This is a genomic window from Mycobacterium sp. IS-1742, from assembly GCF_001500125.1.
GTDB lineage: Bacteria > Actinomycetota > Actinomycetes > Mycobacteriales > Mycobacteriaceae > Mycobacterium.
Genome location: NZ_LQIV01000005.1, coordinates 14,692 through 40,140, shown reverse-complemented (window position 1 = coordinate 40,140; position 25,449 = coordinate 14,692). Strand labels below are relative to the sequence as shown.

The window sequence follows — 25,449 nt, the reverse complement described above, 5'->3', positions numbered from 1 at the left end:
CTTGGGTGTCGGAAGGCGAACAGCCCAAATCACGACGCCGCCGCGGGCGACGTCGTGGCCGACGCGCGGCCGGACCCCCGCAGGCGGCCACCGACCGGCCCACCGCCTCCGCCGGAGGCGCCGACGGCACGGATACCCCCGAGACGACGGCCAAACCCACCGACCAGGCCCGCAAGACCCGGCCCCGCCGCCCCCAGGAACGGCTGCGCACCGTGCGCGAGACGTCGGCGGGCGGGCTGGTCATCGACGGTATCGACGGCCCGAAGGACAGCCAGGTCGCCGCGCTGATCGGGCGCATCGACCGGCGCGGCCGGATGCTGTGGTCGCTGCCCAAGGGACACATCGAGCTGGGCGAGACGGCCGAGCAGACCGCGATCCGCGAGGTGGCCGAGGAGACCGGGATCCGTGGTGACGTGCTCGCCGCGCTCGGCAGCATCGACTACTGGTTCGTGACCGAGGGCCGGCGGGTCCACAAGACCGTGCACCATTACCTGATGCGATTCCTCGGCGGAGAACTGTCCGACGAGGACGTCGAGGTGACCGAGGTGGCGTGGGTGCCGCTGAAGGAACTGCCCGACCGGCTGGCCTACGCCGACGAACGCCGGCTGGCCGAGGTCGCCCACGAACTCATCGACAAACTGCACAGTGACGGCCCGTCGGCCCTGCCACCGCTGCCCCGCACCTCGCCGCGCCGACGCCCCCAGACCCATTCGCACACCCGCAACCGTCGTCGTGACGAGTCCAGCCAAACCCCTCCCGGCCGGCGGACGAACGGATGCGGACAAGGCCAGTGAGGACCGTGGCGGCGCCACGCACGACGACGGCGGTACCGCGTCTGCTGGCCGCACTCGTCCTGCTGCTGCTGACCGCCGTCTCGACCGCGCTGCCGCAGGCCGCCGCCGGGGAGCCCGGCGCCGCGCCGTTCCTCCAGTTGCGCATCGACCGCGTCACCCCCGACGTCGTCACCACCGCCAGCGATCCCGTCGTCACGGTGTCCGGGGTGGTGCGCAACGTCGGGGACCGCCCGGTCCGGGACGTGGTACTCCGCCTCGAGCACGCCCCGGCCGTCGACTCGTCCTCCGGGCTGCGCACCAACCTGACCGGCAACCTCGACCAGTTCGATCCGGTCGCCGACTTCATCACCGTCGCCCCCGAACTCGCCCGCGGGAAAGAGGTGCCGTTCACCCTCGCCTACCCGATCCGCGGGGCGGCCGGCCCGTCGCTGGGCATCGACCAGCCGGGCGTGTATCCGGTGCTGGTCAACGTCAACGGCACGCCGGAGTACGGGGCACCGGCCCGGCTCGACGACGCGCGGTTCCTGCTGCCGGTGCTGGGCGTCCCGCCCGAACCGGGCGCGGAGTCGGCCGCCGACACGCTGACCTCCGTCGTCGCCCCCGACACCTCGAAACCGGTGCGGCTCACCATGTTCTGGCCGCTGGCCGACAAACCCCGGCTGGCCGCGGGCATCCCGGGCGGAACAACGCCCGTGCGACTCGCCGACGACGATCTCGCCGCGTCGCTGGCGCCGGGCGGCCGGCTGGAGACGCTGCTCGCCGCGGTCGACTTCGCCACCGGCCCGGCCGTCGACCCCGGCGGCGACGTCGGCCGGGCGCTGTGCCTGGCCGTCGACCCGGACCTGCTGGTGACCGTCAACGCGATGACCGCCGGGTACGTCGTCAACGACGGACCCGACGCCGGGCCGACCACACCCACCCGCCCCGGCACCGGGCAGGAGGCCGCCGTCGGCTGGCTCAACCGGCTCAAGGCGCTGGCGAAGCGCATGTGCGTGGCGTCCACGCCGTACGCCCAGGCCGATCTGGACGCGCTGCAGCGGGTGGGTGACCCGCGCCTCAGCACGGTCGCCACCACCGGCGCCGCCGACATCGTCGACCAGATCCTCGGCGTCGCCACCACCCGCGGGGTCACGCTGACCGGCGACGGCCCGCTCACCGGTCCGGCGGCGCAGCTGCTGTCCGCGCAGGGCCGCACGGTCGCCGTCACCGCGGCGACGCTCACCGCACGCGACGATGCGACCGGCCTCGGCTCGACCGCGGAGCTGGTTCCCACGCGCTACTCCCCCAACCTCGTCGCGATGCCGTTCGACCCGACCGTCGGTGCGGCACTGGCCGGTGCGGGCAGCGAGCCCACCGCGCCCACCTACCTCGACCCCTCGTTGGACATCCCGCTGCGCCAGGACTCGCCGGTGGCCCGACGCCAGAACGCGATCGGGTCCCTGCTGTGGCGCAGCCTGCGACCCGACACCGAACCGCGCGCCCAGATCGTGGTGCCGCCGCTGGTGTGGAGCCCGCGTCCCGACGACGCGCAGGCCGTCCTGACCACGATGGGCACCGCCATCCGGGCCGGTCTCGCGCGCCCCCGGCCGCTGCGCGAGGTGATCGCCGAGGGGGACGCCGTCCCGCCCCAGCCGGATGCCGGCTGGCCGGCCGACGACATCGGCAACCCCCGCGGCCGCATCGACGACGCGGTGACCTCCGGTGTCGCCGCCACCAACGGGCGGCTGTCCGGGCTGACCGCCGCGCTCGGCGTCGACGAGCGGACCGGCCTGACCGGCATCGGATACACCGCCCCGCTGCGCGAGGACATGCTGCGCGCGCTGAGCCAGTCCGTGCCCCCGGTTGCCCGCAACGGCCTGGCCCAGGAGCGGCTCGCGGTCACCTCCGACACCGTCGGCGACATGTTCGGCGCAGTCCGCATCATGAACCCCGGCGGCGCGTACACCCTGGCCACCGAACGCAGCCCGCTGCCGCTCGCGCTGCGCAACGACCTGCCCGTGCCGATCCGGGTGCGGCTCGCCGTCGACGCGCCGCCGGGGATGACGGTCGACGACATGGGTGAGATCAGCCTCCCGCCCGGCTACCTGCCCCTGCGGGTCCCGATCGAGGTGCACTTCACCCAACGGGTCGCCGTCGACGTGGCGTTGCAGACGGCCGCCGGGGTACCGCTGGGTGAACCGGTGCGGCTGTCGGTGCACTCCAACGCCTACGGCAAGGTCCTGTTCGTCATCACGCTCAGCGCGGGCGCGGTGCTCGTGCTGCTGGCCGGCCGCCGGCTGTGGCACCGCTTCCGCGGCCAACCCGATCCGGCCGACCTGGACCGGCCCAAACGCGCGGTCGCCGAGGCGCATCTGCACTCCGACCACGACACCGGCCGGCCGGTGGGCGACCCCCTCGACACCGCGATCCGGTACGCGCCCGGCGACCAGCCCGTCGGCGACCAGAAATGAGCACCACCGGGTGGGAACCGGGTCCACCGCCGAACCGGCCACCCGATCCCCCACCGCATCCGCCGTCGCAGCCGTTCCCGCCTCCGCGCCGCATCCCCCCGGCGCCCGGCGCCGCGCGGCCGAACCCGGCCCGGCGCCCGCCCCCCCCGCCACCGCGCCAACGCATCCCTCGCGGTCCGGCGCCCCGCCGCCGCGCCGGCCGCCCGGAACTGTCCGATGCGGCCGTGGTCTCGCGCTCCTGGGGTATGGCCGTCGCGACGCTGGTCAGCCGGATCACCGGCTTCCTGCGGATCGTGCTGCTCGCCGCGATCCTCGGCGCCGCCCTGTCGAGTTCGTTCACGGTGGCCAACCAGTTGCCGAACCTCGTCGCCGCACTGGTGCTCGAGGCCACCTTCACCGCGATCTTCGTGCCGGTGCTCGCCCGCGCGGAGCGCGACGACCCCGACGGCGGTACGGCCTTCGTCCGCCGCCTGGTCACCCTGGCGACCACGCTGCTGCTGGTCGCCACGGTGCTGTCGGTGGCGGGCGCGCCCCTGCTCGTACGCCTCATGCTCGGTGACGACCCGCAGGTCAACAATCCGCTGACGACGGCGTTCGCCTACCTCCTCCTGCCGCAGGTGCTGTTCTACGGGCTGTCGTCGGTCTTCATGGCGATCCTCAACACCCGCAACGTCTTCGGGCCGCCGGCCTGGGCGCCGGTGGTCAACAACGTCGTCGCCATCGCCACCCTCGGGCTGTATGTGATCGTGCCGGGCGAACTCTCGGTCGACCCCGTCGAGATGGGCAACGCCAAACTGCTGGTCCTCGGCATCGGCACCACCCTTGGCGTGTTCGCGCAGACGGCGGTCCTGCTGGTCGCGATCCGCCGCGAACGGATCAGCCTGCGCCCGCTGTGGGGTATCGACGATCGCCTCAAGAAGTTCGGCACCATGGCCGCGGCGATGGTGCTCTACGTGCTCATCAGCCAGGTGGGGCTGATCGTCGGCAACCAGATCGCCAGCGGCGCAGCCGCATCGGGCCCGGCGATCTACAACTACACCTGGCTGGTGCTCCAGCTGCCGTTCGGGATCATCGGCGTCACCGTGCTCACGGTGGTCATGCCCCGGCTGTCCCGCAACGCCGCCGCCGACAACATCAGCGCCGTCCTCGGCGACTTCTCGCTCGCCACGCGGCTGACGATGGTCACGCTCATCCCGATCGTCGCGGTCATGACCGTGGGCGGCCCGGCGATCGGCACCGCGCTGTTCGCCTACGGGAATTTCGGCGAGACCGACGCCGGCTACCTGGGCATGGCGATCACGCTGTCGGCGTTCACGCTGATCCCGTACGCGCTCGTGCTCCTGCAGCTGCGGGTCTTCTACGCGCGGGAACAGCCGTGGACGCCGATCATCGTCATCGTCGTCGTGACCATGGTCAAAGTGCTCGCCTCGGTCGCGGCGCCGTCGATGACCGACGACCCCGACCTGGTGGCCGGATTCCTCGGCCTCGCGAACGGCCTGGGCTTCCTCGCCGGTGCGATCGTCGGCCACTTCCTGCTGAAGTCGAGCCTGCGCCCGCCGGGCGGGCGGATGCTCGACGTGCAGGTGAGCCGCACCATCCTGGTGACCGTCGCCGCCTCACTGCTGGCCGGGCTGCTCGCCCACGTCGCCGACCAGTTGCTCGGCCTCGAATCGCTGACGGCCAGCGGCGGCGGAGCGGGGTCGCTGGTACGGCTGGCCGTGCTGGGCCTGATCATGCTGCCGGTCATCGCCGCGGTGCTGCTCGCAGCGCGCGTGCCCGAGGCCGGCGCCGCCGTCGCGTTCGTGCGCAGGCGCCTCGGAAGGCCCGCCCCTGCGGCCGCCGCACCGATATCTCGGCCCGACCAGGCGCGGCCCGCCGGTGCCGTCCCGTACTCTGACGGCAGGAGTGCGCGTCCGGTGCGGAGGAGTCGGGGCCCCGCGACCGGCCGGTACGAGTCTCCGGTTCGGGGAACTCCGGTGCGTGGGGCCGGAGAAGAGAGGTGGAGGGGACCAGCGGTGAGCGACGACTCCGCGGGTGATTCCGCAGCGACGCCCGACAGCGCTTCGACCACCAAGGTCTCTGCGGACGATTTCCAGCCCGACGTCGCCGAACCCTCTGCCACCACCGAGATGTCCGCCTCCGGTCGTCCGCCCTCGGACTACGGCGGTGACCCCACCCGCGAATCGCTGCCCTTCGAACCGCCGCGCGAACCGGCGATCGAGGCGGCCACCTCCGACGAGGATGTGCACCTCATCCCCGGCGCGACGATCGGCGGCGGCCGCTACCGGCTGCTGGTGTTCCACGGCGGACCCCCCAACCTGCAGTTCTGGCAGGCGCTCGACACCGCGCTCGACCGTCAGGTCGCGCTGACGTTCGTCGACCCGGACGCCACCCTGCCCGACGAACGGGTGCAGGACATCCTGTCGCGCACCCTCAAGCTCAGCCGCCTCGACATGCCGGGCGTGGCCCGCGTCCTCGACGTCGCCAACACCGGATCCGGCGGCCTGATCGTCTCGGAGTGGATCCGCGGCGGATCGCTGGCCGAGGTCGCCGAGACGGCGCCCTCCCCGATCGGCGGCGCCCGCGCGATGCAGTCGCTCGCCGCGGCCGCCGAGGCCGCGCACCGCTCCGGGGTGGCGCTGTCGATCGACCACCCCAGCCGCGTGCGGGTCAGCATCGAGGGCGACGTCGCCCTGGCCTTCCCCGCCACGATGCCCGACGCCACCCCCGAGGACGACATCCGCGGTATCGGGGCAGCGCTCTACGCGCTCCTGGTCAACCGCTGGCCGCTGCCCGAGACGGGCGTCCCCAGCGGCCTCGCCCCGGCCGACCGCGACCCGGCGGGCGAACCCCTCGAACCACGGGCCGTGGACCGCGAGATCCCGTTCCAGATCTCGGCGGCGGCCGCGCACGCCGTCCAACCCGACGGCGGCATCCGCAGCGCACCGACGCTGCTGAACCTGCTGCAGCAGGCCACCGCCGTCGCCGACCGAACCGACCTGATCTCCCCCGTCGACCGGCCCGACGGCGGCGCGACGTCGCGCTTCCGCGGCGGAGCCGACGACGACCCGGAGGCACAGGCCCGGCGGAAGCGCGGTCTGATGGTCGGCCTCACGGTCGGCGGTGCGATCGTCGTCGTCGCGCTCATCGTGCTGGCGACCGTGCTGAGCCGTATCTTCGGCGACGTCGGTGGCGGGCTCGGCGGCGACCAGCTCGGCCTCAACGACCCGAGCACGTCGGCCGAAGCCGAGGGCGGGCCGACGGCCCCGGGCAATGTCGTGCGCCCCGTGCGGGCGACGGTGTTCTCCCCCGACGGCGGCGCCGACTCCCCCGATCAGGCCGGTAACGCCATCGACGGCAGTTCGACGACGGTGTGGCCCACCGACACCTACTCCGACCCCAACCCGTTCCCGAACTTCAAGAACGGCGTCGGCCTGATGCTGGAGCTGCCGCAGCCCACCGTCATCACCGCCGTGGACATCAACGTCTCGTCGACCGACACCTCCGTACAGATCCGGTCGTCGCAGTCGGCCGAACCGTCCTCGCTCGACGGCACCACCGCGATGACCCCGTCGACACCCCTGCGGACCGGCAACAACACCATCGAGGTCAGCAACGCCTCCCCCACCCCGTACGTGCTGGTGTGGATCGACAAACTCGGCACGGTCGACGGTCTGAACCGCACCGACGTCTCCGAGATCACGCTGAAGGGCACCACCTAGCGGGTTATCCACAGGGCCCGCGACCCCCGACCTCCGCGTACGGGCCACCGGCGGATCAGGTGTGCGGAACCCGGCCGGCACCCGCTTACTGTTCGGCTGTGGGGAGCTTCGACGCCGTCGGCCGGTCCGACGCCCAGCTGCTGGCCGATCACGTCGCGGGTGACCGCTATGCGTTCGCGGAGTTGTTCGCCCGCCATCAGCGCCAACTCGAGCGGCTCGCGCGGATCACCAGCAACAGCCGCGAGGACGCCGCCGACGCGCTGCAGGACGCGATGCTCTCGGCCCATCGCAAGGCCGCGAGCTTCCGCTTCGACTCGGCGGTGAGCAGCTGGCTCTACCGCGTCGTGGTCAACGCCTGTCTGGATCGTCTGCGCAGCAACCGCAACCACGCCACCAGCCCCCTCGTGGACGACGTCGCGCCGCCCGGCGATCCGACCGCCAGGGTGGACACCGCGATCGTGGTGGAACGGGCCCTGCTGCGGCTGCCCGTCGAACAGCGGGCCGCGATCGTGGCGGTCGACATGCAGGGCTACTCGGTCGCCGAGACCGCCCGCATGCTGGGCGTCGCGGAGGGCACGGTCAAGAGTCGGTGCAGCCGGGGCCGGGCGAAACTCGCCGAGACACTGCGCGGTCTGGACGAGACGACGCCACGCGCCTGCCACGCGGTGCCCCGGTCCGCCCGCAGCCGCCCCCGCGCGACCATCGTCCGCGCCGTGGGCCACGGCGGGACGCCGGTCGACCGGCCGTAGCGTGACCCTGCAGGCGTGCGGGAACACCCGGACCTAGGCTGGTGTTGTACCCGTGCCGGTGCGAAACGGCAGAAAGGCTCACATGACCACCTCATCGACGGTTCACGATGTGATCATCATCGGCTCCGGACCGGCCGGCTACACGGCCGCCGTGTACGCCGCCCGCGCGCAGCTCAAGCCGCTCGTGTTCGAAGGCAGCCAGTTCGGCGGCGCCCTGATGACCACCACCGAGGTGGAGAACTACCCCGGTTTCCGCAACGGCATCACCGGACCCGAACTGATGGACGAGATGCGCGAGCAGGCGCTGCGTTTCGGCGCCGACCTGCGGATGGAGGACGTCGACGAGGTGTCCCTCGACGGCCCCGTCAAGACGGTCACCGTCGGTGATGAGACCCATCGGGCCCGCGCGGTCATCCTCGCGATGGGTGCGGCCGCGCGTCACCTCGGCGTCCCCGGCGAGGAGGCGCTGCTCGGCATGGGCGTCAGCACCTGCGCGACGTGCGACGGGTTCTTCTTCCGCGACCAGGACATCGCCGTCATCGGCGGCGGCGACTCGGCGATGGAGGAGGCGACGTTCCTCACCCGCTTCGCCCGCAGCGTGACGGTGATCCACCGCCGCGACGAGTTCCGGGCCTCCCGCATCATGCTCGACCGCGCCCGCGCCAACGAGAAGATCACGTTCCTGACCAACACCGCCGTCACGGAGATCGAGGGTGATCCCAAGGTGACCGGAATCCGCTTGCGCGACACCGTGACCGGTGAGGAATCGAAGCTCGCGGTGACCGGCGTGTTCGTCGCGATCGGCCACGTGCCCCGCTCGGACATCGTCCGCGGTCAGGTCGAGGTCGACGAGGACGGGTACGTCCTGGTCGAGGGTCGCACGACCAACACGTCGATCGAAGGTGTCTTCGCCGCAGGCGATCTCGTCGACCGCACCTACCGGCAGGCCATCACCGCCGCGGGCAGCGGATGTTCGGCCGCCATCGACGCCGAACGCTGGCTGGCCGAAATCGGCGTCGCCCCAAGCGATCAAGAGATCTCAGCACCGATCTGAGACACCCCTACCCGAGGAGCAGACATGGCCGACAACGGCGCCACCGTCACCGTCACCGACGACTCGTTCTCCAGCGACGTGCTGACCAGCAGCACGCCCGTGCTGGTGGACTTCTGGGCCACCTGGTGCGGCCCGTGCAAGATGGTCGCCCCGGTCCTCGAGGAGATCGCCAGCGAGAAGGCCGGCGCGCTGACCGTCGCGAAGCTCGACGTCGACGCGAATCCGACCACCGCACGCGATTTCCAGGTCGTCTCGATCCCGACGATGATCCTGTTCAAGGACGGTGAACCGGTCAAGCGGATCGTCGGCGCGAAGGGTAAGGCCGCGCTGCTGCGCGAGCTCACCGACCTGCTCTGACGGATCACGGGCCGATTCCGGTTCGCCTGGCGTTTTCCGGATTGGCGGAAACTTCTGAGAGAATGCCTTCCGGGCCTGTCGTGCATATGTCCGTGCCGCAGGGGTACTGACAGCCAGAGCTGAGGGCCTGCCGAAGGGGCGAGTATGTCGAGTCTGCGTCAGGGTGATCGCGGGGCCGCGGTCACCGAGATCCGCGCAGCGCTTTCGGCTCTGGGCCTGCTGGACAGCCCCGACGACGACCTCACCACCGGAAGACACGTCGTCGCGGACCTGTTCGACGATGACCTCGACCAGGCGGTCCGCGCCTTCCAGCAGCACCGCGGGCTGCTGGTCGACGGCATCGTCGGTGAGGCCACGTACCGGGCACTGAAGGAAGCGTCCTACCGCCTCGGCGCGCGTACGTTGATGCACCAGTTCGGTGCCCCGATGTACGGCGACGACGTGGCGACGCTGCAGGCCCGGCTGCAGGACCTCGGGTTCTACACCGGTTTGGTCGACGGCCATTTCGGGCTGCAGACCCACCACGGACTCACCTCCTACCAACGCGAGTACGGGCTGTACCCCGACGGCATCTGTGGTCCGGAGACGCTGCGCTCGCTGTACTTCCTCGGTTCGCGGGTCACCGGCGGGTCCCCGCACGCGATCCGGGAGGAGGAGCTGGTCCGCCGCTCCGGTCCCCGGCTGTCCGGTAAGCGGGTCATCATCGATCCGGGCCGCGGCGGCAGCGACCACGGACTCATCATGAATGGACCGCAGGGCCCGATCAGCGAAGCGGACATCCTGTGGGACTTGGCAACTCGCCTCGAGGGCCGGATGACCGCCATCGGGATGGACACGTTCCTGTCCCGCCCGGCCAACCGCAGCCCTTCCGACGCCGAGCGGGCCGCGACCGCCAACACCGTCGGCGCGGACCTGATGATCAGCCTGCGCTGCGCCGCGCAGCCCACCCCGGGGGCGAACGGGGTCGCGTCGTTCCACTTCGGCAACTCGCACGGATCGGTCTCCACCATCGGGCGCAACCTTGCCGACTTCATTCAGCGGGAGGTCGTCGCCCGCACCGGATTACGCGACTGCCGCACCCACGGCCGGACCTGGGATCTGCTGCGCCTGACCCGGATGCCCACCGTGCAGGTCGATGTCGGCTACATCACCAATCCCCATGACCGGGAACTGTTGGTGTCCAACCACAATCGCGATGCGATCGCCGAGGGGATACTCGCCGCGGTCAAGCGGCTCTACCTTCTCGGCAAGAACGACCGTCCCACTGGCACTTTCACGTTCGCCGAGCTGCTGGCCCACGAACTGTCCGTCGAGCAGGCCGGCCGGCTCAGCTCGAACTGACCCGTTCGGTCGCTAACAGCGGCCGCTGCCTGCGCCGACGGGCTGCTGCAGTTGGGCCGACTCCAACAGACGCTCCAGCGCCGCCTCCACACCCGCCTTCCATCCGAGGCCCTGCTCGAGTTCCAGCCGCAGGCGAGGGAAATACCGGTGGGGGGACACGACGGTGAAGCCGACCTGTTCCAGGAAGTCGGCGTCCACCATGCACTGGTGCACCGAGCAATCACCCAGCGCTTCGACCACCGGGGTGAGCTCGGGGGGGACCAGTCGCGGGTCCATCAGTTCGGCGGCCTCCTCGGTGCGGCCGAACGCCTCGAGGGCGCGAACACCGCGGCGCACGAGATCCCCGACCACCGACGTCAACAGCGTGCGCGGCAGAGCGTCGGCGTCATCGCCCTGCTCCACCCCCACCGTCGTGAGAAGAACGGCGTCCGCGCTGACCGGTCCGGACGGAAACAGACGGGCCCGCGGAACCGCACGGGGCGGTGCATAGAACGCGTAGCCGATGCAGGGTTCCTCGGCGGACGGGTCGGTCGCCGCGGCTTCGTCGCTCAACGCTTCCGCGCACCGCACCGCCACCTGCCCGCACGATCCCCATTCGAGCATGACCATCGACAGCCACGCTTCCTTCTCGAACTCGGGGTCGGACAGATGATCCTCACGCCCGAGCGTCGAGGGATCGACCTCCCAGAAGACACAGCGCCGCGCGTGCTTGGGAAGCTGCTCGAAAGCCTCCAGACGCAAGGGCGTGATGCGTGCGGGCACTAGGTTCCCCGGTTCTCGTGCGCTGCGGACGCTGCGCGCGACCGCGGTTCGGTCTCCAGGATAGGCAGCGCGGCCGCGGCACACGAAAAGCGTTGCCGGCCAGATGATCTGCCGGCAGCCGCCGGGTGAGTCCCGGATGCCCAAGGTGCTGGTGTCACAGTGACGTAATGCCCCCGTGTCCTCGGTCAGGGCTTCGTCGAGTTCATCAACTCGACAATTCGCTGGAGATCGTCCACCGAGCCGAACTCGACGACGATCTTGCCCTTGCGTTTGCCGAGACTCACCGTGACGCGGGTGTCGAAGGCCGTCGAGAGCTGTTCGGCAACATCCTGGAGGCCGGGCATCTGGATGGGCTTGCGCCGCGGCGCCGGCGGCGCGGCCGGATCGCTCCGGTTGGCCAGCGTGACCGCCTCCTCCGTCGCGCGGACCGACAGTCCTTCGGCGACGATGCGTGCCGCGAGCTCCTCTTGGCGTTCGGGTCCGCCTTCGAGGGCGAGCAGCGCGCGGGCGTGTCCGGCGGACAGCACGCCGGCGGCGACACGGCGCTGCACCGCGATCGGCAGTCGGAGCAGACGGATCATGTTCGTGATCAGCGGGCGGGAGCGGCCGATCCGCGTCGCGAGTTCATCGTGGGTGACGCCGAACTCGTCGAGCAGCTGCTGATAGGCCGCCGCCTCTTCGAGCGGGTTCAGCTGGACGCGGTGGATGTTCTCGAGCAGCGCGTCGCGGAGCATGCTGTCGTCGGCGGTCTCGCGCACTATTGCCGGGATGGCCGCGAGGCCGGCCTGCTGCGCGGCACGCCACCTCCGCTCCCCCATGACGAGTTGGTAGCGCGGCCCGGAGTCAGCGGCGTCGAGGGCTCGTACGACGATCGGCTGCATGAGCCCGAATTCACGGATCGAGTGCACGAGTTCGGAGAGTGCCTCGTCGTCGAACACCTGACGCGGCTGGCGCGGGTTCGGCTCGATCGCCGACGGGTCGATCTCCCGGTAGACCGCGCCGACCTCCACGGTGGGCGGCACCACCGCCGGCCCACCGCCGATCACGACGTCGGCCGCGGCGCTGCCCATCCTCGGACCACCCAGCGCGGCTTGGCTGCCGTCCTCGGTCGGTCCGGTCGGGATCAGGGAGGCCAGGCCGCGGCCGAGACCGCTGCGCTTACGAGTGGGCTGCGTCATGTCCTTCTCTCCTTCGCGCACCGATGGTCATCGTGTGGTGCCGTCATGGGGAGCTCCCCGCTCCGCCAACTCACGGCTGGCGTCGAGGTAACTCATCGCGCCCCGGGACCCGGGGTCGTAGTCGAGGATCGTCATGCCGTAACCCGGCGCCTCCGAGACCTTCACACTGCGCGGGATGACCGTGCGCAGAACCTTGTCGCCGAAGTGCGCGCGCACATCCTGGGCGACCTGATCGGCCAGCCGCGTCCGGCCGTCGTACATCGTGAGGACGACGGTCGAGACGGTCAGTTCCGGGTTCAGGTGTGACTTCACCATCTCGATGTTGCGGAGCAGCTGACCCACCCCCTCGAGGGCGTAGTACTCGCACTGGATCGGGATCAGCACCTCGGGTGCGGCCACCAACGCGTTGATGGTGAGCAGCCCGAGCGACGGCGGGCAGTCGATGAACACGTAGTCGAAGTCGTACTGTTTCAACTCGGCGAGCGCCGTCCGTAGCCTGCCCTCCCTGGCGACCATGCTGACGAGCTCGATCTCCGCGCCGGCCAGATCGATCGTCGCCGGCACGCAGTACAACCGCTCGCTGTGCGGGCTCTGCTGCAGCGCCTCCTGAACCGGGATGTCTCCGATGAGCACCTCGTACGACGAGGCCGTCCCCGGCCGGTGTTCGATGCCGAGCGCCGTGCTCGCGTTACCCTGCGGATCGAGGTCGATGACCAGAACCTTCAACCCCTGGAGAGCGAGCGCCGCCGCGATGTTGACGGCGGTGGTCGTCTTGCCCACCCCGCCCTTCTGGTTGGCGATGGTGAACACCCGCTGCCGTGCGGGACGTGGTAGGCCGCCGCGGGATGCGGAGTGCAGCAGCCGCACCGCCCGTTCCGCCTCGGCGCCGATCGGGGTGTCGATCACGGCATCGTTCTGCCAGTCCTGAGCGGCGTCGGCCGACGCGCCCTTCGGCCCCACCGGCCATGTTTCACGTGAAACGCGCGCACCGCCTCGTGCCGCCCGCGGCCCGTCGGGACCCTCGCTCATGCTCATCTCCTGCCCGATCTTCCCGGCCGGCCGCGGCCCGTCACCGGTGCCGCGCGCCGCGCCTCGACCACGGTCGCGGGCGGGTTCAAATAGTCCGCGCCACATCTCAACACCCTGACATCGACTGCGCCCACCCGGGCAAGTACACGCCGGTTCTCCTCGATCTCCGTCTCGGCCCGCGCGCCCTTGAGCGCCAGCATGCGTCCGCCGACGCGGAGCAGTCCCAAGCTCCACGCCGCGAGCTTGTCCAGCGATCCGACCGCCCGCGAGGTCACGACGTCCATCTCCCCCACCTCGCGCAGCACCCCCGGTTCCTCCGCGCGCCCTCGCACCACCGTGACCGTCACACCGAGAGCGTCGACCACTTCCGTGAGAAAGTCGCAGCGTCTCTGCATCGGCTCGATCAACGTGACGTGGACATCGGGCCGCGCCAGCGCCAACGGTATCCCGGGCAGGCCCGCTCCGCTTCCGATGTCGGCGATCCGCTCGCCCGATTCGACCAACTCGCCGAGGGCCGCACTATTGAGGATGTGCCGATCCCAGATCCGGTCCGTCTCGCGTGGACCGATCAGCCCGCGCTCGACACCGGCGGTCGCCAGATGGTCGGCATAGCGCTGCGCAAGCGCAATACGCTCGCCGAAGACTGCCTCTGCGGCGGGCGGCGGCGCTACGTGTTTCACGTGAAACATCCCCTGCCTTCTGGCCGACAGCTCGGTGAACTACATGGGTGTAACTCGTTCAGTGGGCGTCAGTCGGCGAGGACGACCACGCGCCGCGACGGCTCGACGCCCTCGCTCTCGCTGTGCACGCCGTCGACCGCCGCAACGGCGTCGTGGACGATCTTCCGCTCGAACGGCGTCATCGGCGCGAGCTCCTCGCGGTCACCGGTCTCGAGCACACGGCGCGCCACCTTCTCGCCCAGTGCGGCCAGCTCGTCACGGCGGCGCCGACGCCACCGGGCGATGTCGAGCATGAGACGGCTTCGCTCGCCCGTCTTCTGGTGCACCGCAAGCCGCGTCAGCTCCTGCAGCGCGTCGAGCACCTCGCCCTTGCGACCCACCAGCTTGTTCAGATCGCTGCCCCCGTCGATGCTCACCACCGCGCGGTCACCCTCGACATCCAGATCGATGTCGCCGTCGAAGTCCAGGAGGTCGAGCAACTCCTCCAGGTAATCGCCGGCGATCTCTCCCTCGGCCACCAACCGGTCCTCGAGGTCGTCCTCCGGAGCCGCGGTCTCCGCGCCCTCCCGCGTCTCGACGTCCTCGGCCCGCTCGGTCGTATCAGCGTCAGTCATGTCTGCCTTCCCTCTCCCGCCAGTCCCGGACTGGTCAACGCTTGCGTTTCTTCGGCCGGGCTCCCGGCTTCGGCGCTCGGCTCGCGCCCTGGCCGCCACTCGCCTTCGCGGCACCGTTCCCACTCGCCTTCGCGGCCGGCCCGCCGGCCTTCGCCACGGGCCCGCCCACAGCGCCGTCGGCGCCGTCGACACCGGTCCCGGAACCGTCGACGACGTCCTCGCCGGCCTCGGCCGCCTCCTGCGCCTTCCGTGCGCGCTTGGGCTTGGCGCCGGGCGCGGGGGCGTTCGCGGCACGGCGTTCGAGCGCCTCGGCCTTCTTCGCCTCTTCTTCCTTCTCGATCTTGCCGAACACGTAGTGCTGCTGGCCGTAGGTCCAGATGTTGTTGGCGAGCCAGTACATGATCACCGCGAGCGGCAGGAACGGTCCGCCCACCACCACACCGAGCGGGAAGACGTACAGCGCAAGCTTGTTCATCAACGCGGTCTGCGGGTTCGCCGCCGCTTCCGGTGTCTGACGGGCGACCGAGGCGCGGCTGTTGAAGTGCGTGGCGATGCCCGCCAGCAGCATGATCGGCACACCGACGATCACCACGGCCAAGCGGTCGAACTCGGTGAACGCCTCGAGGCCGTGCTGCTGGATCATCGTCGCGCCGAGAGGCGCCCCGAACAGGTTGGCGTCCAGGAAGTGTGCGACGTCGGTCGAGCTGAACACGTAGTTCGGCAGGCTGCGGTTCTCCTCCACCGACAGGCCCAGCCGGCCGATACCGGTCTGTGTCCGGTTGAACGACATCAGCACGTGGTAGAGGCCGAGGAACACCGGGATCTGCGCGAGCATCGGCAGACAGCCGAGGATCGGGTTGAACCCGTGCTCCTTCTGCAGCTTCTGCATCTCCAGCGCCATCCGCTGGCGGTCCTTGCCGTACTTCTTCTGCAGCGCCTTGATCTGCGGCTGCAGTTCCTGCATCTGTCGTGTGGTGCGAATCTGCCGGACGAACGGCTTGTAGAGGATCGCGCGCAGGGTGAAGACCAGGAACATCACCGACAGCGCCCAGGCGAAGAAGTTCTCGGGGCCCAGCAGGAAGGCGAACGCCTTGTACCAGACCCACATGATCGCCGACACCGGGTAATAGATGATGTCGAGGCTGAACCAGTTAAACACGCGACTTGCTCCTGACGGGGTCGGCGGTGAAGTCTGCACCGCTTCGGTCTCGGGGCGGCGCGCTCGCCGCGTCCGGGCGTTCGGGGATCGGGTCCCATCCTCCTGGATGCCACGGACCGCACTTGGCCAGCCGCACGAGCGACAGCCAGCCACCGCGCACCAACCCGTATTCGGTCAGCGCCTCCACGGCGTACTGACTACAGGTCGGCGTGAAGCGGCATGACGGGTAACGAAGCGGAGAAATCATGTGGCGGTAGAGCTGGATGACGTACACGACGACCTTCAGCGGGAGCGAAGCGGCCGAGATGCGAACTCGTCGTGGTGCATTCACGCCGACGCCTCGACGCGCGGCCGGGCTCGGCGCAGGGCCGCGGACAGTTCCTGGCGGAGCCGTTGCGACGTGGCCGTGCCGGCGCCCGGGAGCGCGCGGATCACCAGCCGGTGTCCGGGCTGCAACTCCCCGAGCATGGGATGAACGCTGTGTCGGAGCCGACGGGAGACCCGGTGGCGCACTACGGCGTTACCCACCGACTTCGCCACGACCAGACCCACCCGGGGACCGCTCGGATCGTCGGTGACGTTCGCCATGTGCAGCACGAGATCGGGTTGCGCCGAGCGCACCCCTTTACTGACCGTGGTACTGAACTCCGTCGACCGGGTCATCCGGTACCGAGCCGGAAGCACCGCGTGAGATCCTGCGTCGACTCACGCAGTCAGAGAACGGCGGCCCTTACGACGACGGCCCGTCACGATGGCCCGCCCGGCACGGGTGCGCATCCGCAGCCGGAACCCGTGCACCCGCGCGCGACGGCGGTTGTTGGGCTGGAACGTCCGCTTGCCCTTGGCCACGGCAATCTCTCCTCGTTACGTGTGGCACCCGCATTCCCTCCGCATGTCACTCGCGGGTGGACGCGGTCGCCGTTGTTAAGCTCGTGCGTCTTGCTGGCTTGCCGGCGCGGTCTCCGCGTACGGATCGCAGCCGTATCGCCACGTGCGGGCGACTGTTCGAGGGTACTGACGAGATTTCCCCGGGTCAAACCTCGCCCTCGAGGCGCCGAACCGTTGACATTCGTCACATTGTTCACCGTCGTCCGGCGGACAGAAAGATGAAGTCCCCCAATGTTGTCGAACGGTTGGCACTACGAGAGAAAACTGTTAGCTTCTGGCAATGCCGTTTCGCACCCGAAACGGCCGCCGACAACGAAACGAGGACGATCCACCGGCCGCGAGCCCACAGCCGCACCATCCGCTGTGCCGAGCCCCGTCCCGGTGGCGTCCAAACCGGTAGACAACAGAACGAACGACGCCTGCCCGTTACTCCACAGGTTGTGGATAACTTTGTGGACAGCTTTGTGTCTTCGTTCGATTGGTCGTCTCTGGACGGACCGCAAGGGGGTAGCAGTCGTTGACAGCTGACCCCGACCCACCTTTCGTCGCCGTCTGGAACACCGTCGTCGCCGAACTGAACGGCGACCCCGCGGCCACCGGACCGCGCAACGGTGACGGCGCGCTGCCGACCCTGACCCCTCAGCAACGAGCCTGGCTCAAACTGGTCAAACCCCTGGTGATCACCGAGGGGTTCGCCCTGCTGTCGGTCCCCACGCCGTTCGTCCAGAACGAGATCGAACGTCACCTGCGCGAACCCATCATCACCGCACTGAGCCGTCATCTCGGCCAGCGCGTCGAACTCGGCGTCCGCATCGCCACCCCCTCCCCGACCGACGACGATCCGCCGCCGGCCCCGGTCATGTCCGACGCCGACGAGGTCGACGAGGACACCGAGGCGCGGGTCAGCGCGGAAGAGACCTGGCCGCGGTACTTCAGCCGCCCGCCGGAGACGCCGGCCGCCGAGGATCCGGATGCGGTCAGCCTCAACCGGCGCTACACGTTCGACACCTTCGTCATCGGCGCCTCGAACCGGTTCGCCCATGCGGCGACGCTGGCCATCGCCGAGGCACCGGCCCGGGCGTACAACCCGTTGTTCATCTGGGGTGAGTCCGGCCTGGGCAAGACGCATCTGCTGCACGCCGCGGGCAACTACGCCCAACGCCTCTTCCCCGGTATGCGCGTGAAGTACGTCTCCACCGAGGAATTCACCAACGACTTCATCAACTCGCTGCGCGACGACCGGAAGGCGTCGTTCAAGCGCAGTTACCGCGACATCGACGTCCTGCTGGTCGATGACATCCAGTTCATCGAGGGCAAGGAAGGCATCCAGGAGGAGTTCTTCCACACCTTCAACACGCTGCACAACGCGAACAAGCAGATCGTCATCTCGTCCGACCGCCCGCCCAAACAGCTGGCGACGCTGGAGGATCGGCTCCGGACGCGTTTCGAATGGGGCCTGATCACCGATGTGCAGCCGCCCGAACTCGAGACGCGTATCGCGATTCTGCGCAAGAAGGCCCAGATGGACCGGCTGGACGTCCCCGACGACGTCCTCGAACTGATCGCCAGCAGCATCGAACGCAACATCCGCGAACTCGAGGGGGCGCTGATCCGCGTCACCGCGTTCGCGTCGCTGAACAAGACGCCGATCGACAAGTCGCTCGCCGAGATCGTGCTGCGGGATCTCATCTCCGACGCCAGCACCATGCAGATCTCGACCGCCGCGATCATGGCGGCCACCGCGGAGTATTTCGAGACCACGGTCGAAGAGCTCCGCGGCCCCGGTAAGACCCGCGCGCTGGCGCAGTCCCGCCAGATCGCGATGTACCTGTGCCGCGAGCTGACGGATCTGTCGCTGCCGAAGATCGGCCAGGCGTTCGGCCGCGACCACACCACAGTGATGTACGCGGAGAAGAAGATCCGGGGCGAGATGGCCGAACGCCGCGAGGTGTTCGATCACGTCAAGGAACTCACCACGCGGATCCGCCAGCGCGCCAAGCGCTGAGCGCCCTAGTTTTTCTCGATTTCCGGCCGCCGGGGTCCATCCGGCGGCCTTCTGTCACGTGTCGAAACCGGTTCGTCCGCATCCACGCCGAAAAAATTTGGGTATCGGCTGTCACATCCGTCACTCATCGCGCCTGTGGACAGACTGGGGACAACCTGGTGGCCGAACCTCGCAGAACCTCGACCTTGTTACACAACGCGCTCGCCGTACACAGCCGCCGCGGCCGGCGCGGGACTTCCTCCACAGCCACCGCACAGCCCGACACGCCTGACAGGCTGCGACGAACGGCGTTCATCCCCAATCTCCACAGGCCCTAATACTGTTGCTTGTATATCTCTCTAGTTCTCTTCTAAGAACAAAGGCTCTGGGGACACACCGGATCGTCGCCTCCGGTGCGCCCGATGTCAGCCCGATCGATTAGCTTTCAAGTTCGGGTGGAAAGCTCTACGGTGGTTCATCGACAGCCGTTACGGTCGTCGAGACGCATCAGGGCGACGCGTTCCGAGACGCCGGTGAAACCGCTGGTAGAGCTCATTGTGGTTGTTATGCGAAGGGACGCTATGGACGTGGTGCCGACGACGGCGGGTCACACCGATCTGAAGTTCCGCCTGGTGCGCGAGGACTTCGCCGATGCAGTGGCCTGGGTGGCCCGCAATCTGCCGACCCGTCCGACCGTCCCCGTCCTGGCCGGTGTGCTGCTCACCGGCGACGACGACGGGCTGACGATCTCGGGATTCGACTACGAGGTCTCGGCCGAGGTCCGCGTCGCAGCCGAAATCGCTTCTCCGGGAAGCGTTCTCGTGTCGGGGCGGTTGTTGTCCGACATCACCAGGGCACTGCCGGCCAAACCCGTCGACGTCAGCGTCGAGGGCACCCGCGTCTCGCTGACCTGCGGAAGCGCCCGGTTCTCGCTGCCCACCATGGCGGTCGAGGACTACCCGGCCCTGCCGACGCTGCCCGATGAGACCGGCGTGATCGGCGCCGACCTGTTCGCCGAGGCCATCGGCCAGGTGGCGGTCGCCGCCGGCCGCGACGACACCCTGCCCATGCTCACCGGTATCCGTGTCGAGATCACCGGTGAGAGCGTCGTTTTGGCGGCCACCGACCGGTTCCGGCTGGCGGTGCGCGAGCTGACCTGGTCGACGAGCTCCCCCGACGTCGAGGCCGCGGTGCTGGTCCCGGCCAAGACGCTCGCGGAGGCGGCCAAGGCCGGCACCGACGGCACCGAGGTGCACCTCGCGCTCGGCGCCGGGTCCGCCGTCGGCAAAGAGGGCCTGCTCGGTATCCGCAGCGAGGGCAAGCGCAGCACCACCCGCCTGCTCGACGCCGAATTCCCGAAATTCCGGCAGCTGCTGCCCAGCGAGCACACGGCGGTCGCCACCATCGGCGTCGCCGAACTGACCGAGGCGATCAAACGCGTCGCGCTGGTGGCCGACCGCGGGGCCCAGGTCCGGATGGAATTCGCCGACGACGTGCTGCGGCTGTCCGCGGGCGCCGACGACGTCGGCCGCGCCGAGGAGGATCTGGCGGTCGCCTTCTCCGGTGAGCCGTTGACCATCGCCTTCAACCCGACCTACCTCACCGACGGGCTCGGATCGCTGCATTCCGAACGCGTGACGTTCGGCTTCACGACGCCCAGCCGCCCCGCGGTCCTGCGTCCGGCGGGCGACGAGGACACCGGCGGCGGCGCGGGCCCGTTCCCGGCACTGCAGACCGATTACGTGTATCTGTTGATGCCGGTACGGCTTCCCGGCTGACCGGCCGACGCAACGTAGAGGGGCGGACATGCAACTGGGTCTGGTGGGGCTCGGCAAGATGGGCTTCAACATGCGTGAACGCCTACGCGAGGGCGGTCACGAGGTGGTCGGTTACGACCCGCGGCCGGAGGTGACCGACGTTCCGTCGCTCGCCGCCCTCGCCGAGGCACTGCCTGCCCCCAGGGTGGTGTGGGTGATGGTGCCCTCCGGTCCGGTCACACACGACACGATCGTCTCCCTGGCCGACGTCCTGGCCGAGGGCGACCTGGTGATCGACGGCGGCAACTCCCGCTTCACCGAGGACGCCCCGCACGCGGAGTTGTTGAAGGACAAGGGAATCGGCTTCGTCGACGCAGGTGTGTCCGGCGGTGTCTGGGGTCTGGCGGAGGGGTACGGCCTCATGGTCGGCGGCGACGACGCCGACATCGAACGGGTGATGCCGATCTTCGACACCCTGCGTCCCCCCGGCGACCGGGCGGACGGCTTCGTCCACGCGGGTCCCGTCGGCGCGGGCCACTTCGCCAAGATGGTGCACAACGGCGTGGAGTACGCGCTGATGACCGCCTACGGCGAGGGTTACGAGATGCTGGCCGCCGAGGAGCTGATCCGCGATCCGCAGGCGGTGTACCAGGCCTGGACCAACGGCACCGTGGTGCGGTCGTGGCTGCAGCAGCTGCTCGCCAAGGCGCTCCGCGAAGACCCCGGGCTGGCCGAGATCTCCGGCTACACCGAGGATTCGGGCGAAGGCCGGTGGACGGTCGAGGAAGCGATCCGGCTCCGTGTGCCGGTGCCGGCCATCGCCGCGTCGTTGTTCGCGCGCTTCGAGTCCCGCCAGGAGGACTCCCCCACCATGAAGGCGGTCTCGGCGCTGCGCAACCAGTTCGGTGGGCATGCGGTGCAGAGGATCAGCAAGTCGGGTTAGGTGCGTGAGTTGTTCGTCCGACACCTGACGCTGACCGATTTCCGGTCCTGGGCGCGAGCCGACCTGGAACTGGAGTCCGGCCGCACCGTCTTCGTGGGACCCAACGGTTTCGGCAAGACCAATCTTGTTGAGGCGCTGTGGTATTCGGCTACCCTGGGGTCGCATCGGGTGGCGTCGGACGCCCCGCTGATCCGGGCCGGCGCACCGCGCGCAGTGGTGTCGACCATCGTCGTGAACGAGGGTCGCGAGTTGGCGGTCGACCTCGAGATCACCACCGGCCGGGCCAATAAGGCGCGGCTCAATCGTTCTCCGGTACGCAGCCCCCGCGAAGTGCTGGGGGTGCTGCGGGCGGTGCTGTTCGCGCCCGAGGATCTGGCGCTGGTCCGCGGGGATCCGGGTGAACGGCGCCGCTATCTCGACGAACTGGCGACCACCCGCCGTCCGGCCATCGCCGGGGTGCGCGCCGATTACGACCGGGTCATCCGCCAGCGCACCGCACTGCTCAAGAGCGCCGCGGCAGCCCGGTACCGCGGGGACCGCAGCGTGCTCGACACCCTTGACGTCTGGGACGGGCATCTCGCCGCGCACGGCGCGTTGCTGATGGCCGCGCGCGCCGACCTCGTGCATCACCTCGCGCCGGAAGTCGAGAAGGCCTACCAGCTCCTGGCCCCCGGATCGCGGCCCGCGGCGATCCGGTACCGCACCAGCGTCGACGCCGACGACGTGGACGCCGACGTCAGCGCGGAGTACTACGAGGCCGCCCTGCTCGATGCGATGGCCCGCCGGCGGGACGCCGAACTGGAACGCGGCGTCTGCCTGGTCGGACCCCACCGCGACGACCTCGAACTGCGCCTCGGCGATCAGTTGGCGAAAGGCTATGCCAGCCACGGGGAATCGTGGTCGATGGCGTTGTCGATGCGGTTGGCCGCCTACGAACTGCTGCGGACCGACGGCAGCGATCCGGTGCTCCTGCTCGACGACGTGTTCGCCGAACTCGACGCCGCACGGCGGCGCGCGCTGGCCGAGGTCGCCGCGTCCGCCGAACAGGTGCTGGTCACCGCGGCGGTGGCCGAGGACATCCCCGCCGACTGGGATGCGCGTCGGATCATGATCCGGATGCAGGACGACGACGATGGGCGCGTGTCGATGGTGGACGGATGAACGAGGACGGCGACCGGGACCGGGGCGACGACGGGGCAGGCCCCCCGGCGCACCTGTCGGAGCTCAAGGGCATGGACCTCGTGCGCCGGACTCTCGAGGAAGCCAGGGGCGCGGCGCGCAGCCAGGGTAAAGATGTGGGCCGCGGTCGGACCTCCCCCACTCGCCGGGTGGCCGGGACGGGTCGCCGCCGCACCTGGTCGGGTCCCGGCCCGGACTCCCGGGATCCCCAGACCCTCGGCGCCGCGACCCGTGACCTGGCGCGCACCCGCGGATGGTCACCGCGGGTCGCCGAAGGTGCGGTGTTCGGACAGTGGTCGACCGTGGTCGGCGAGCAGATCGCCGAACACGCCACACCGAGTTCCCTGCGCGAGGGCGTGCTGACGGTCGCCGCCGAGTCGACCGCCTGGGCGACCCAGCTGCGGATGGTGCAGTCACAGCTGCTGGCGAAGATCGCGGCGGCGGTCGGTGACGGGGTGGTCACCTCGCTGAAGATCACCGGGCCGACGGCGCCGTCGTGGCGTAAGGGCCGTTATCACATCGCGGGCCGCGGACCCCGTGACACGTACGGATGAGCGGTCACAACTGTGCGCTGAGAGCCGCCTGGGGTTCTCGAGGCGTGTTCTCGAGCGTCTGGACGCACCGAAGTTCGAGAAATTCCGCGCACGGCGCGGACAGATAGGTGAAAACGCCGCCGCAGCGTCGGTCCTGACGGTATCTCCCGGTAGACTGGACAGGAACTACGCGGCGGTCCGTCGACCGTTCGCCCGCGAACCCCGAGGAGACGCGTCCAACGTGGCTGCCCAGAAGAAGAACGCTCCCAGCGAGTACGGTGCCGATGCGATCAAGGTGCTCGAAGGTCTGGAAGCGGTCCGCAAGCGCCCGGGCATGTACATCGGTTCCACCGGAGAGCGCGGCCTGCACCACCTCATCTGGGAGGTCGTCGACAACGCGGTCGACGAGGCGATGGCCGGGTACGCCTCCAAGGTCGACGTCCGCATCCTCGAGGACGGGGGTGTGCAGGTCACCGACGACGGCCGCGGCATCCCGGTCGCCATGCATGCCACGGGTGTGCCGACCGTCGACGTCGTGATGACGGTGCTGCACGCGGGCGGCAAGTTCGAAGAAGGCGCCTACCAGGTGTCCGGCGGTCTGCACGGTGTCGGTGTGTCGGTGGTCAACGCGCTGTCCACCCGGCTCGAGGCGGATATCCGCCGCGACGGCTACGAGTGGTTCCAGACCTACGACCGGTCCGTGCCGGGCACCCTCAAGCAGGGCGAGAAGACGAAGGCCACGGGCACCACGATCCGTTTCTGGGCCGATCCGAACATCTTCGAGACCACGAACTACGACTTCGAGACGATCGCCCGCCGGCTGCAGGAGATGGCGTTCCTCAACAAGGGACTGACCATCGAGTTGACCGATGAGCGCGTCACCCCCGAGGAGGTCGTCGACGACGTCGTCAGCGACCACGCCGAGGCGCCCAAGAGCGCCGAGGAGAAATCGGCCGAGGCGGCCAAACCGCACAAGGTCAAGCACCGGGTGTTCCACTACCCCGGCGGTCTGGTCGACTTCGTCAAGCACATCAACCGCACGAAGACCCCGATCCAGCCCAGCGTCATCGACTTCGACGGCAAGGGCGAAGGTCACGAGGTCGAGATCGCGATGCAGTGGAACGCCGGCTACTCCGAGTCGGTGCACACCTTCGCCAACACGATCAACACCCACGAGGGCGGCACGCACGAAGAGGGTTTCCGCACGGCGCTGACGTCGGTGGTGAACAAGTACGCCAAGGACAAGAAGCTGCTCAAGGACAAGGATCCGAACCTCACCGGTGACGACATCCGCGAGGGCCTGGCCGCGGTCATCTCGGTCAAGGTGTCCCAGCCGCAGTTCGAGGGTCAGACCAAGACCAAGCTCGGCAACACCGAGGTGAAGTCGTTCGTGCAAAAAATCTGCAACGAGCAGCTCAGCCACTGGTTCGAGGCCAACCCCGCCGAGGCGAAAACCGTGGTGAACAAGGCGGTCTCGTCGGCGCAGGCGCGCCTGGCCGCACGTAAGGCGCGGGAACTGGTGCGGCGCAAGAGCGCCACCGACATCGGCGGTCTGCCGGGCAAGCTCGCCGACTGCCGTTCGACCGATCCGCGCAAGTCGGAACTGTATGTGGTGGAGGGCGATTCGGCGGGTGGCTCGGCCAAGAGCGGGCGCGACTCGATGTTCCAGGCCATCCTCCCGTTGCGCGGCAAGATCATCAACGTCGAGAAGGCCCGGATCGACCGGGTGCTCAAGAACACCGAAGTCCAGGCCATCATCACCGCGCTGGGGACCGGTATCCACGACGAGTTCGACATCACCAAGCTGCGGTACCACAAGATCGTGCTGATGGCCGACGCCGACGTCGACGGCCAGCACATCTCGACGCTGCTGCTGACACTGCTGTTCCGGTTCATGAAGCCGCTGATCGAGAACGGCCACGTGTTCCTGGCCCAGCCGCCGCTCTACAAACTCAAATGGCAGCGCAGCGCACCGGAATTCGCGTACTCCGACCGGGAACGCGACGGTCTGCTCGAAACCGGGCGCGCCGCGGGTAAGCGCATCAACGCCGAGGACGGCATCCAGCGCTACAAGGGTCTGGGCGAGATGGACGCCAAGGAACTGTGGGAGACCACGATGGACCCGTCGGTGCGGGTGCTGCGCCAGATCACGCTCGACGATGCCGCGGCCGCCGACGAACTGTTCTCGATCCTGATGGGCGAGGACGTCGAGGCGCGCCGAAGCTTCATCACCCGGAACGCCAAAGACGTTCGCTTCCTTGACGTGTAGAGACATC

21 protein-coding genes and 1 pseudogene are annotated in these 25,449 nt (G+C 69.4%); 13 read left to right on the top strand and 9 right to left on the bottom strand.

All coding sequences use genetic code 11. The annotated features are described in order from the left end of the window. The first annotated feature begins 5 nt into the window (after window positions 1-5). The 7 genes from AU196_RS04495 (at window position 6) to AU196_RS04465 (ending at window position 10,467) form a co-directional block, all read left to right on the top strand. Window positions 6-794: an NUDIX hydrolase gene (locus AU196_RS04495; protein ID WP_059093899.1), complete on the top strand. Its 789-nt coding sequence runs from the start codon at window positions 6-8 to the stop codon at window positions 792-794. Then, window positions 776-3,244 carry a hypothetical protein gene (locus AU196_RS04490; RefSeq protein WP_502687212.1) on the top strand — a complete coding sequence of 823 codons (2,469 nt, stop codon included), beginning with the start codon at window positions 776-778 and terminating at the stop codon, window positions 3,242-3,244. Before AU196_RS04495 ends, AU196_RS04490 begins: the two co-directional genes overlap by 19 nt. Further along, window positions 3,241-6,966 carry a murein biosynthesis integral membrane protein MurJ gene (murJ, locus tag AU196_RS04485; RefSeq protein WP_197415703.1) on the top strand — a complete coding sequence of 1,242 codons (3,726 nt, stop codon included), beginning with the start codon at window positions 3,241-3,243 and terminating at the stop codon, window positions 6,964-6,966. The genes AU196_RS04490 and murJ overlap by 4 nt, the downstream gene beginning before the upstream one ends. A 98-nt stretch (window positions 6,967-7,064) precedes the next feature. After that, entirely contained in the window at window positions 7,065-7,715 is a 651-nt protein-coding gene (sigM, locus tag AU196_RS04480) for an RNA polymerase sigma factor SigM (protein ID WP_059093898.1), read from the top strand. An 82-nt stretch (window positions 7,716-7,797) separates the two neighbouring features. After that, a complete protein-coding gene (trxB, locus tag AU196_RS04475) occupies window positions 7,798-8,769 on the top strand; it encodes a thioredoxin-disulfide reductase (RefSeq protein ID WP_059093897.1) in 972 nt (323 codons plus the stop codon). 24 nt (window positions 8,770-8,793) lie between these two features. Next, window positions 8,794-9,126: a thioredoxin gene (gene trxA, locus AU196_RS04470; protein ID WP_059093896.1), complete on the top strand. Its 333-nt coding sequence runs from the start codon at window positions 8,794-8,796 to the stop codon at window positions 9,124-9,126. A gap of 144 nt (window positions 9,127-9,270) precedes the next feature. Further along, window positions 9,271-10,467, top strand: coding sequence for an N-acetylmuramoyl-L-alanine amidase (locus tag AU196_RS04465; RefSeq protein ID WP_059093895.1), 1,197 nt, complete (start codon window positions 9,271-9,273; stop codon window positions 10,465-10,467). Between the two features lie 12 nt (window positions 10,468-10,479). Here AU196_RS04465 and AU196_RS04460 read toward each other — a convergent pair whose 3' ends face one another. The 9 genes from AU196_RS04460 to rpmH form a co-directional block, all read right to left on the bottom strand. Continuing rightward, window positions 10,480-11,229 (bottom strand): hypothetical protein, encoded by a 750-nt coding sequence (locus AU196_RS04460; RefSeq protein WP_059093894.1) that lies wholly within the window; start codon window positions 11,227-11,229, stop codon window positions 10,480-10,482. A 185-nt stretch (window positions 11,230-11,414) separates the two neighbouring features. Further along, window positions 11,415-12,407 (bottom strand): ParB/RepB/Spo0J family partition protein, encoded by a 993-nt coding sequence (locus AU196_RS04455; RefSeq protein WP_059093893.1) that lies wholly within the window; start codon window positions 12,405-12,407, stop codon window positions 11,415-11,417. 27 nt (window positions 12,408-12,434) lie between these two features. After that, window positions 12,435-13,436 carry a ParA family protein gene (locus AU196_RS04450; RefSeq protein ID WP_502687211.1) on the bottom strand — a complete coding sequence of 334 codons (1,002 nt, stop codon included), beginning with the start codon at window positions 13,434-13,436 and terminating at the stop codon, window positions 12,435-12,437. A gap of 2 nt (window positions 13,437-13,438) precedes the next feature. Then, on the bottom strand, window positions 13,439-14,116 hold the full coding sequence (gene rsmG / locus AU196_RS04445) for a 16S rRNA (guanine(527)-N(7))-methyltransferase RsmG (protein WP_059093989.1): 678 nt from the start codon (window positions 14,114-14,116) through the stop codon (window positions 13,439-13,441). Between the two features lie 68 nt (window positions 14,117-14,184). Beyond that, window positions 14,185-14,730 carry a Jag family protein gene (locus AU196_RS04440; RefSeq protein ID WP_059093891.1) on the bottom strand — a complete coding sequence of 182 codons (546 nt, stop codon included), beginning with the start codon at window positions 14,728-14,730 and terminating at the stop codon, window positions 14,185-14,187. A gap of 34 nt (window positions 14,731-14,764) precedes the next feature. Continuing rightward, window positions 14,765-15,838 carry a membrane protein insertase YidC gene (gene yidC, locus AU196_RS04435; protein ID WP_502687214.1) on the bottom strand — a complete coding sequence of 358 codons (1,074 nt, stop codon included), beginning with the start codon at window positions 15,836-15,838 and terminating at the stop codon, window positions 14,765-14,767. A gap of 43 nt (window positions 15,839-15,881) precedes the next feature. Further along, complete coding sequence (yidD, locus tag AU196_RS25020; RefSeq protein WP_082695623.1) at window positions 15,882-16,220, bottom strand: membrane protein insertion efficiency factor YidD; 339 nt, start codon at window positions 16,218-16,220, stop codon at window positions 15,882-15,884. Beyond that, window positions 16,217-16,573 (bottom strand): ribonuclease P protein component, encoded by a 357-nt coding sequence (rnpA, locus tag AU196_RS04430; RefSeq protein WP_059093889.1) that lies wholly within the window; start codon window positions 16,571-16,573, stop codon window positions 16,217-16,219. The genes yidD and rnpA overlap by 4 nt, the downstream gene beginning before the upstream one ends. 21 nt (window positions 16,574-16,594) lie before the next feature. Beyond that, complete coding sequence (rpmH, locus tag AU196_RS25015) at window positions 16,595-16,738, bottom strand: 50S ribosomal protein L34 (RefSeq protein ID WP_005142265.1); 144 nt, start codon at window positions 16,736-16,738, stop codon at window positions 16,595-16,597. 556 nt (window positions 16,739-17,294) lie between these two features. Between rpmH and dnaA the strand changes: the two genes are divergently transcribed. From dnaA to gyrB, 6 genes and pseudogenes are all read left to right on the top strand, one after another. Then, window positions 17,295-18,782 carry a chromosomal replication initiator protein DnaA gene (dnaA, locus tag AU196_RS04425; RefSeq protein ID WP_059093888.1) on the top strand — a complete coding sequence of 496 codons (1,488 nt, stop codon included), beginning with the start codon at window positions 17,295-17,297 and terminating at the stop codon, window positions 18,780-18,782. Between the two features lie 560 nt (window positions 18,783-19,342). Next, window positions 19,343-20,539 carry a DNA polymerase III subunit beta gene (dnaN, locus tag AU196_RS04420; protein ID WP_059093887.1) on the top strand — a complete coding sequence of 399 codons (1,197 nt, stop codon included), beginning with the start codon at window positions 19,343-19,345 and terminating at the stop codon, window positions 20,537-20,539. A 22-nt stretch (window positions 20,540-20,561) separates the two neighbouring features. Further along, window positions 20,562-21,461: pseudogene (gnd, locus tag AU196_RS04415) on the top strand (phosphogluconate dehydrogenase (NAD(+)-dependent, decarboxylating)); the annotation flags it as partial. A gap of 9 nt (window positions 21,462-21,470) precedes the next feature. Continuing rightward, complete coding sequence (gene recF, locus AU196_RS04410; RefSeq protein WP_059093988.1) at window positions 21,471-22,622, top strand: DNA replication/repair protein RecF; 1,152 nt, start codon at window positions 21,471-21,473, stop codon at window positions 22,620-22,622. Next, window positions 22,619-23,194, top strand: a complete 576-nt coding sequence (locus AU196_RS04405; RefSeq protein ID WP_059093885.1) for a DUF721 family protein — start codon at window positions 22,619-22,621, stop codon at window positions 23,192-23,194. The genes recF and AU196_RS04405 overlap by 4 nt, the downstream gene beginning before the upstream one ends. 220 nt (window positions 23,195-23,414) lie before the next feature. Further along, window positions 23,415-25,442, top strand: coding sequence for a DNA topoisomerase (ATP-hydrolyzing) subunit B (gene gyrB / locus AU196_RS04400; RefSeq protein ID WP_059093884.1), 2,028 nt, complete (start codon window positions 23,415-23,417; stop codon window positions 25,440-25,442). The last annotated feature ends 7 nt before the right edge of the window (window positions 25,443-25,449 follow it).

Excerpts from the sequence above, each read along its gene's own strand:
- AU196_RS04490 (WP_502687212.1), top strand. The coding sequence starts at position 776 with ATGCGGACAAGGCCAGTGAGGACCGTGGCGGCGCCACGCACGACGACG.
- murJ (WP_197415703.1), top strand. The coding sequence starts at position 3,241 with ATGAGCACCACCGGGTGGGAACCGGGTCCACCGCCGAACCGGCCACCC.
- trxB (WP_059093897.1), top strand. The coding sequence starts at position 7,798 with ATGACCACCTCATCGACGGTTCACGATGTGATCATCATCGGCTCCGGA.
- trxA (WP_059093896.1), top strand. The coding sequence starts at position 8,794 with ATGGCCGACAACGGCGCCACCGTCACCGTCACCGACGACTCGTTCTCC.
- AU196_RS04465 (WP_059093895.1), top strand. The coding sequence starts at position 9,271 with ATGTCGAGTCTGCGTCAGGGTGATCGCGGGGCCGCGGTCACCGAGATC.
- AU196_RS04455 (WP_059093893.1), bottom strand. The coding sequence starts at position 12,407 with ATGACGCAGCCCACTCGTAAGCGCAGCGGTCTCGGCCGCGGCCTGGCC.
- AU196_RS04450 (WP_502687211.1), bottom strand. The coding sequence starts at position 13,436 with ATGAGCGAGGGTCCCGACGGGCCGCGGGCGGCACGAGGCGGTGCGCGC.
- AU196_RS04440 (WP_059093891.1), bottom strand. The coding sequence starts at position 14,730 with ATGACTGACGCTGATACGACCGAGCGGGCCGAGGACGTCGAGACGCGG.
- yidC (WP_502687214.1), bottom strand. The coding sequence starts at position 15,838 with ATGTGGGTCTGGTACAAGGCGTTCGCCTTCCTGCTGGGCCCCGAGAAC.
- dnaN (WP_059093887.1), top strand. The coding sequence starts at position 19,343 with ATGGACGTGGTGCCGACGACGGCGGGTCACACCGATCTGAAGTTCCGC.
- AU196_RS04405 (WP_059093885.1), top strand. The coding sequence starts at position 22,619 with ATGAACGAGGACGGCGACCGGGACCGGGGCGACGACGGGGCAGGCCCC.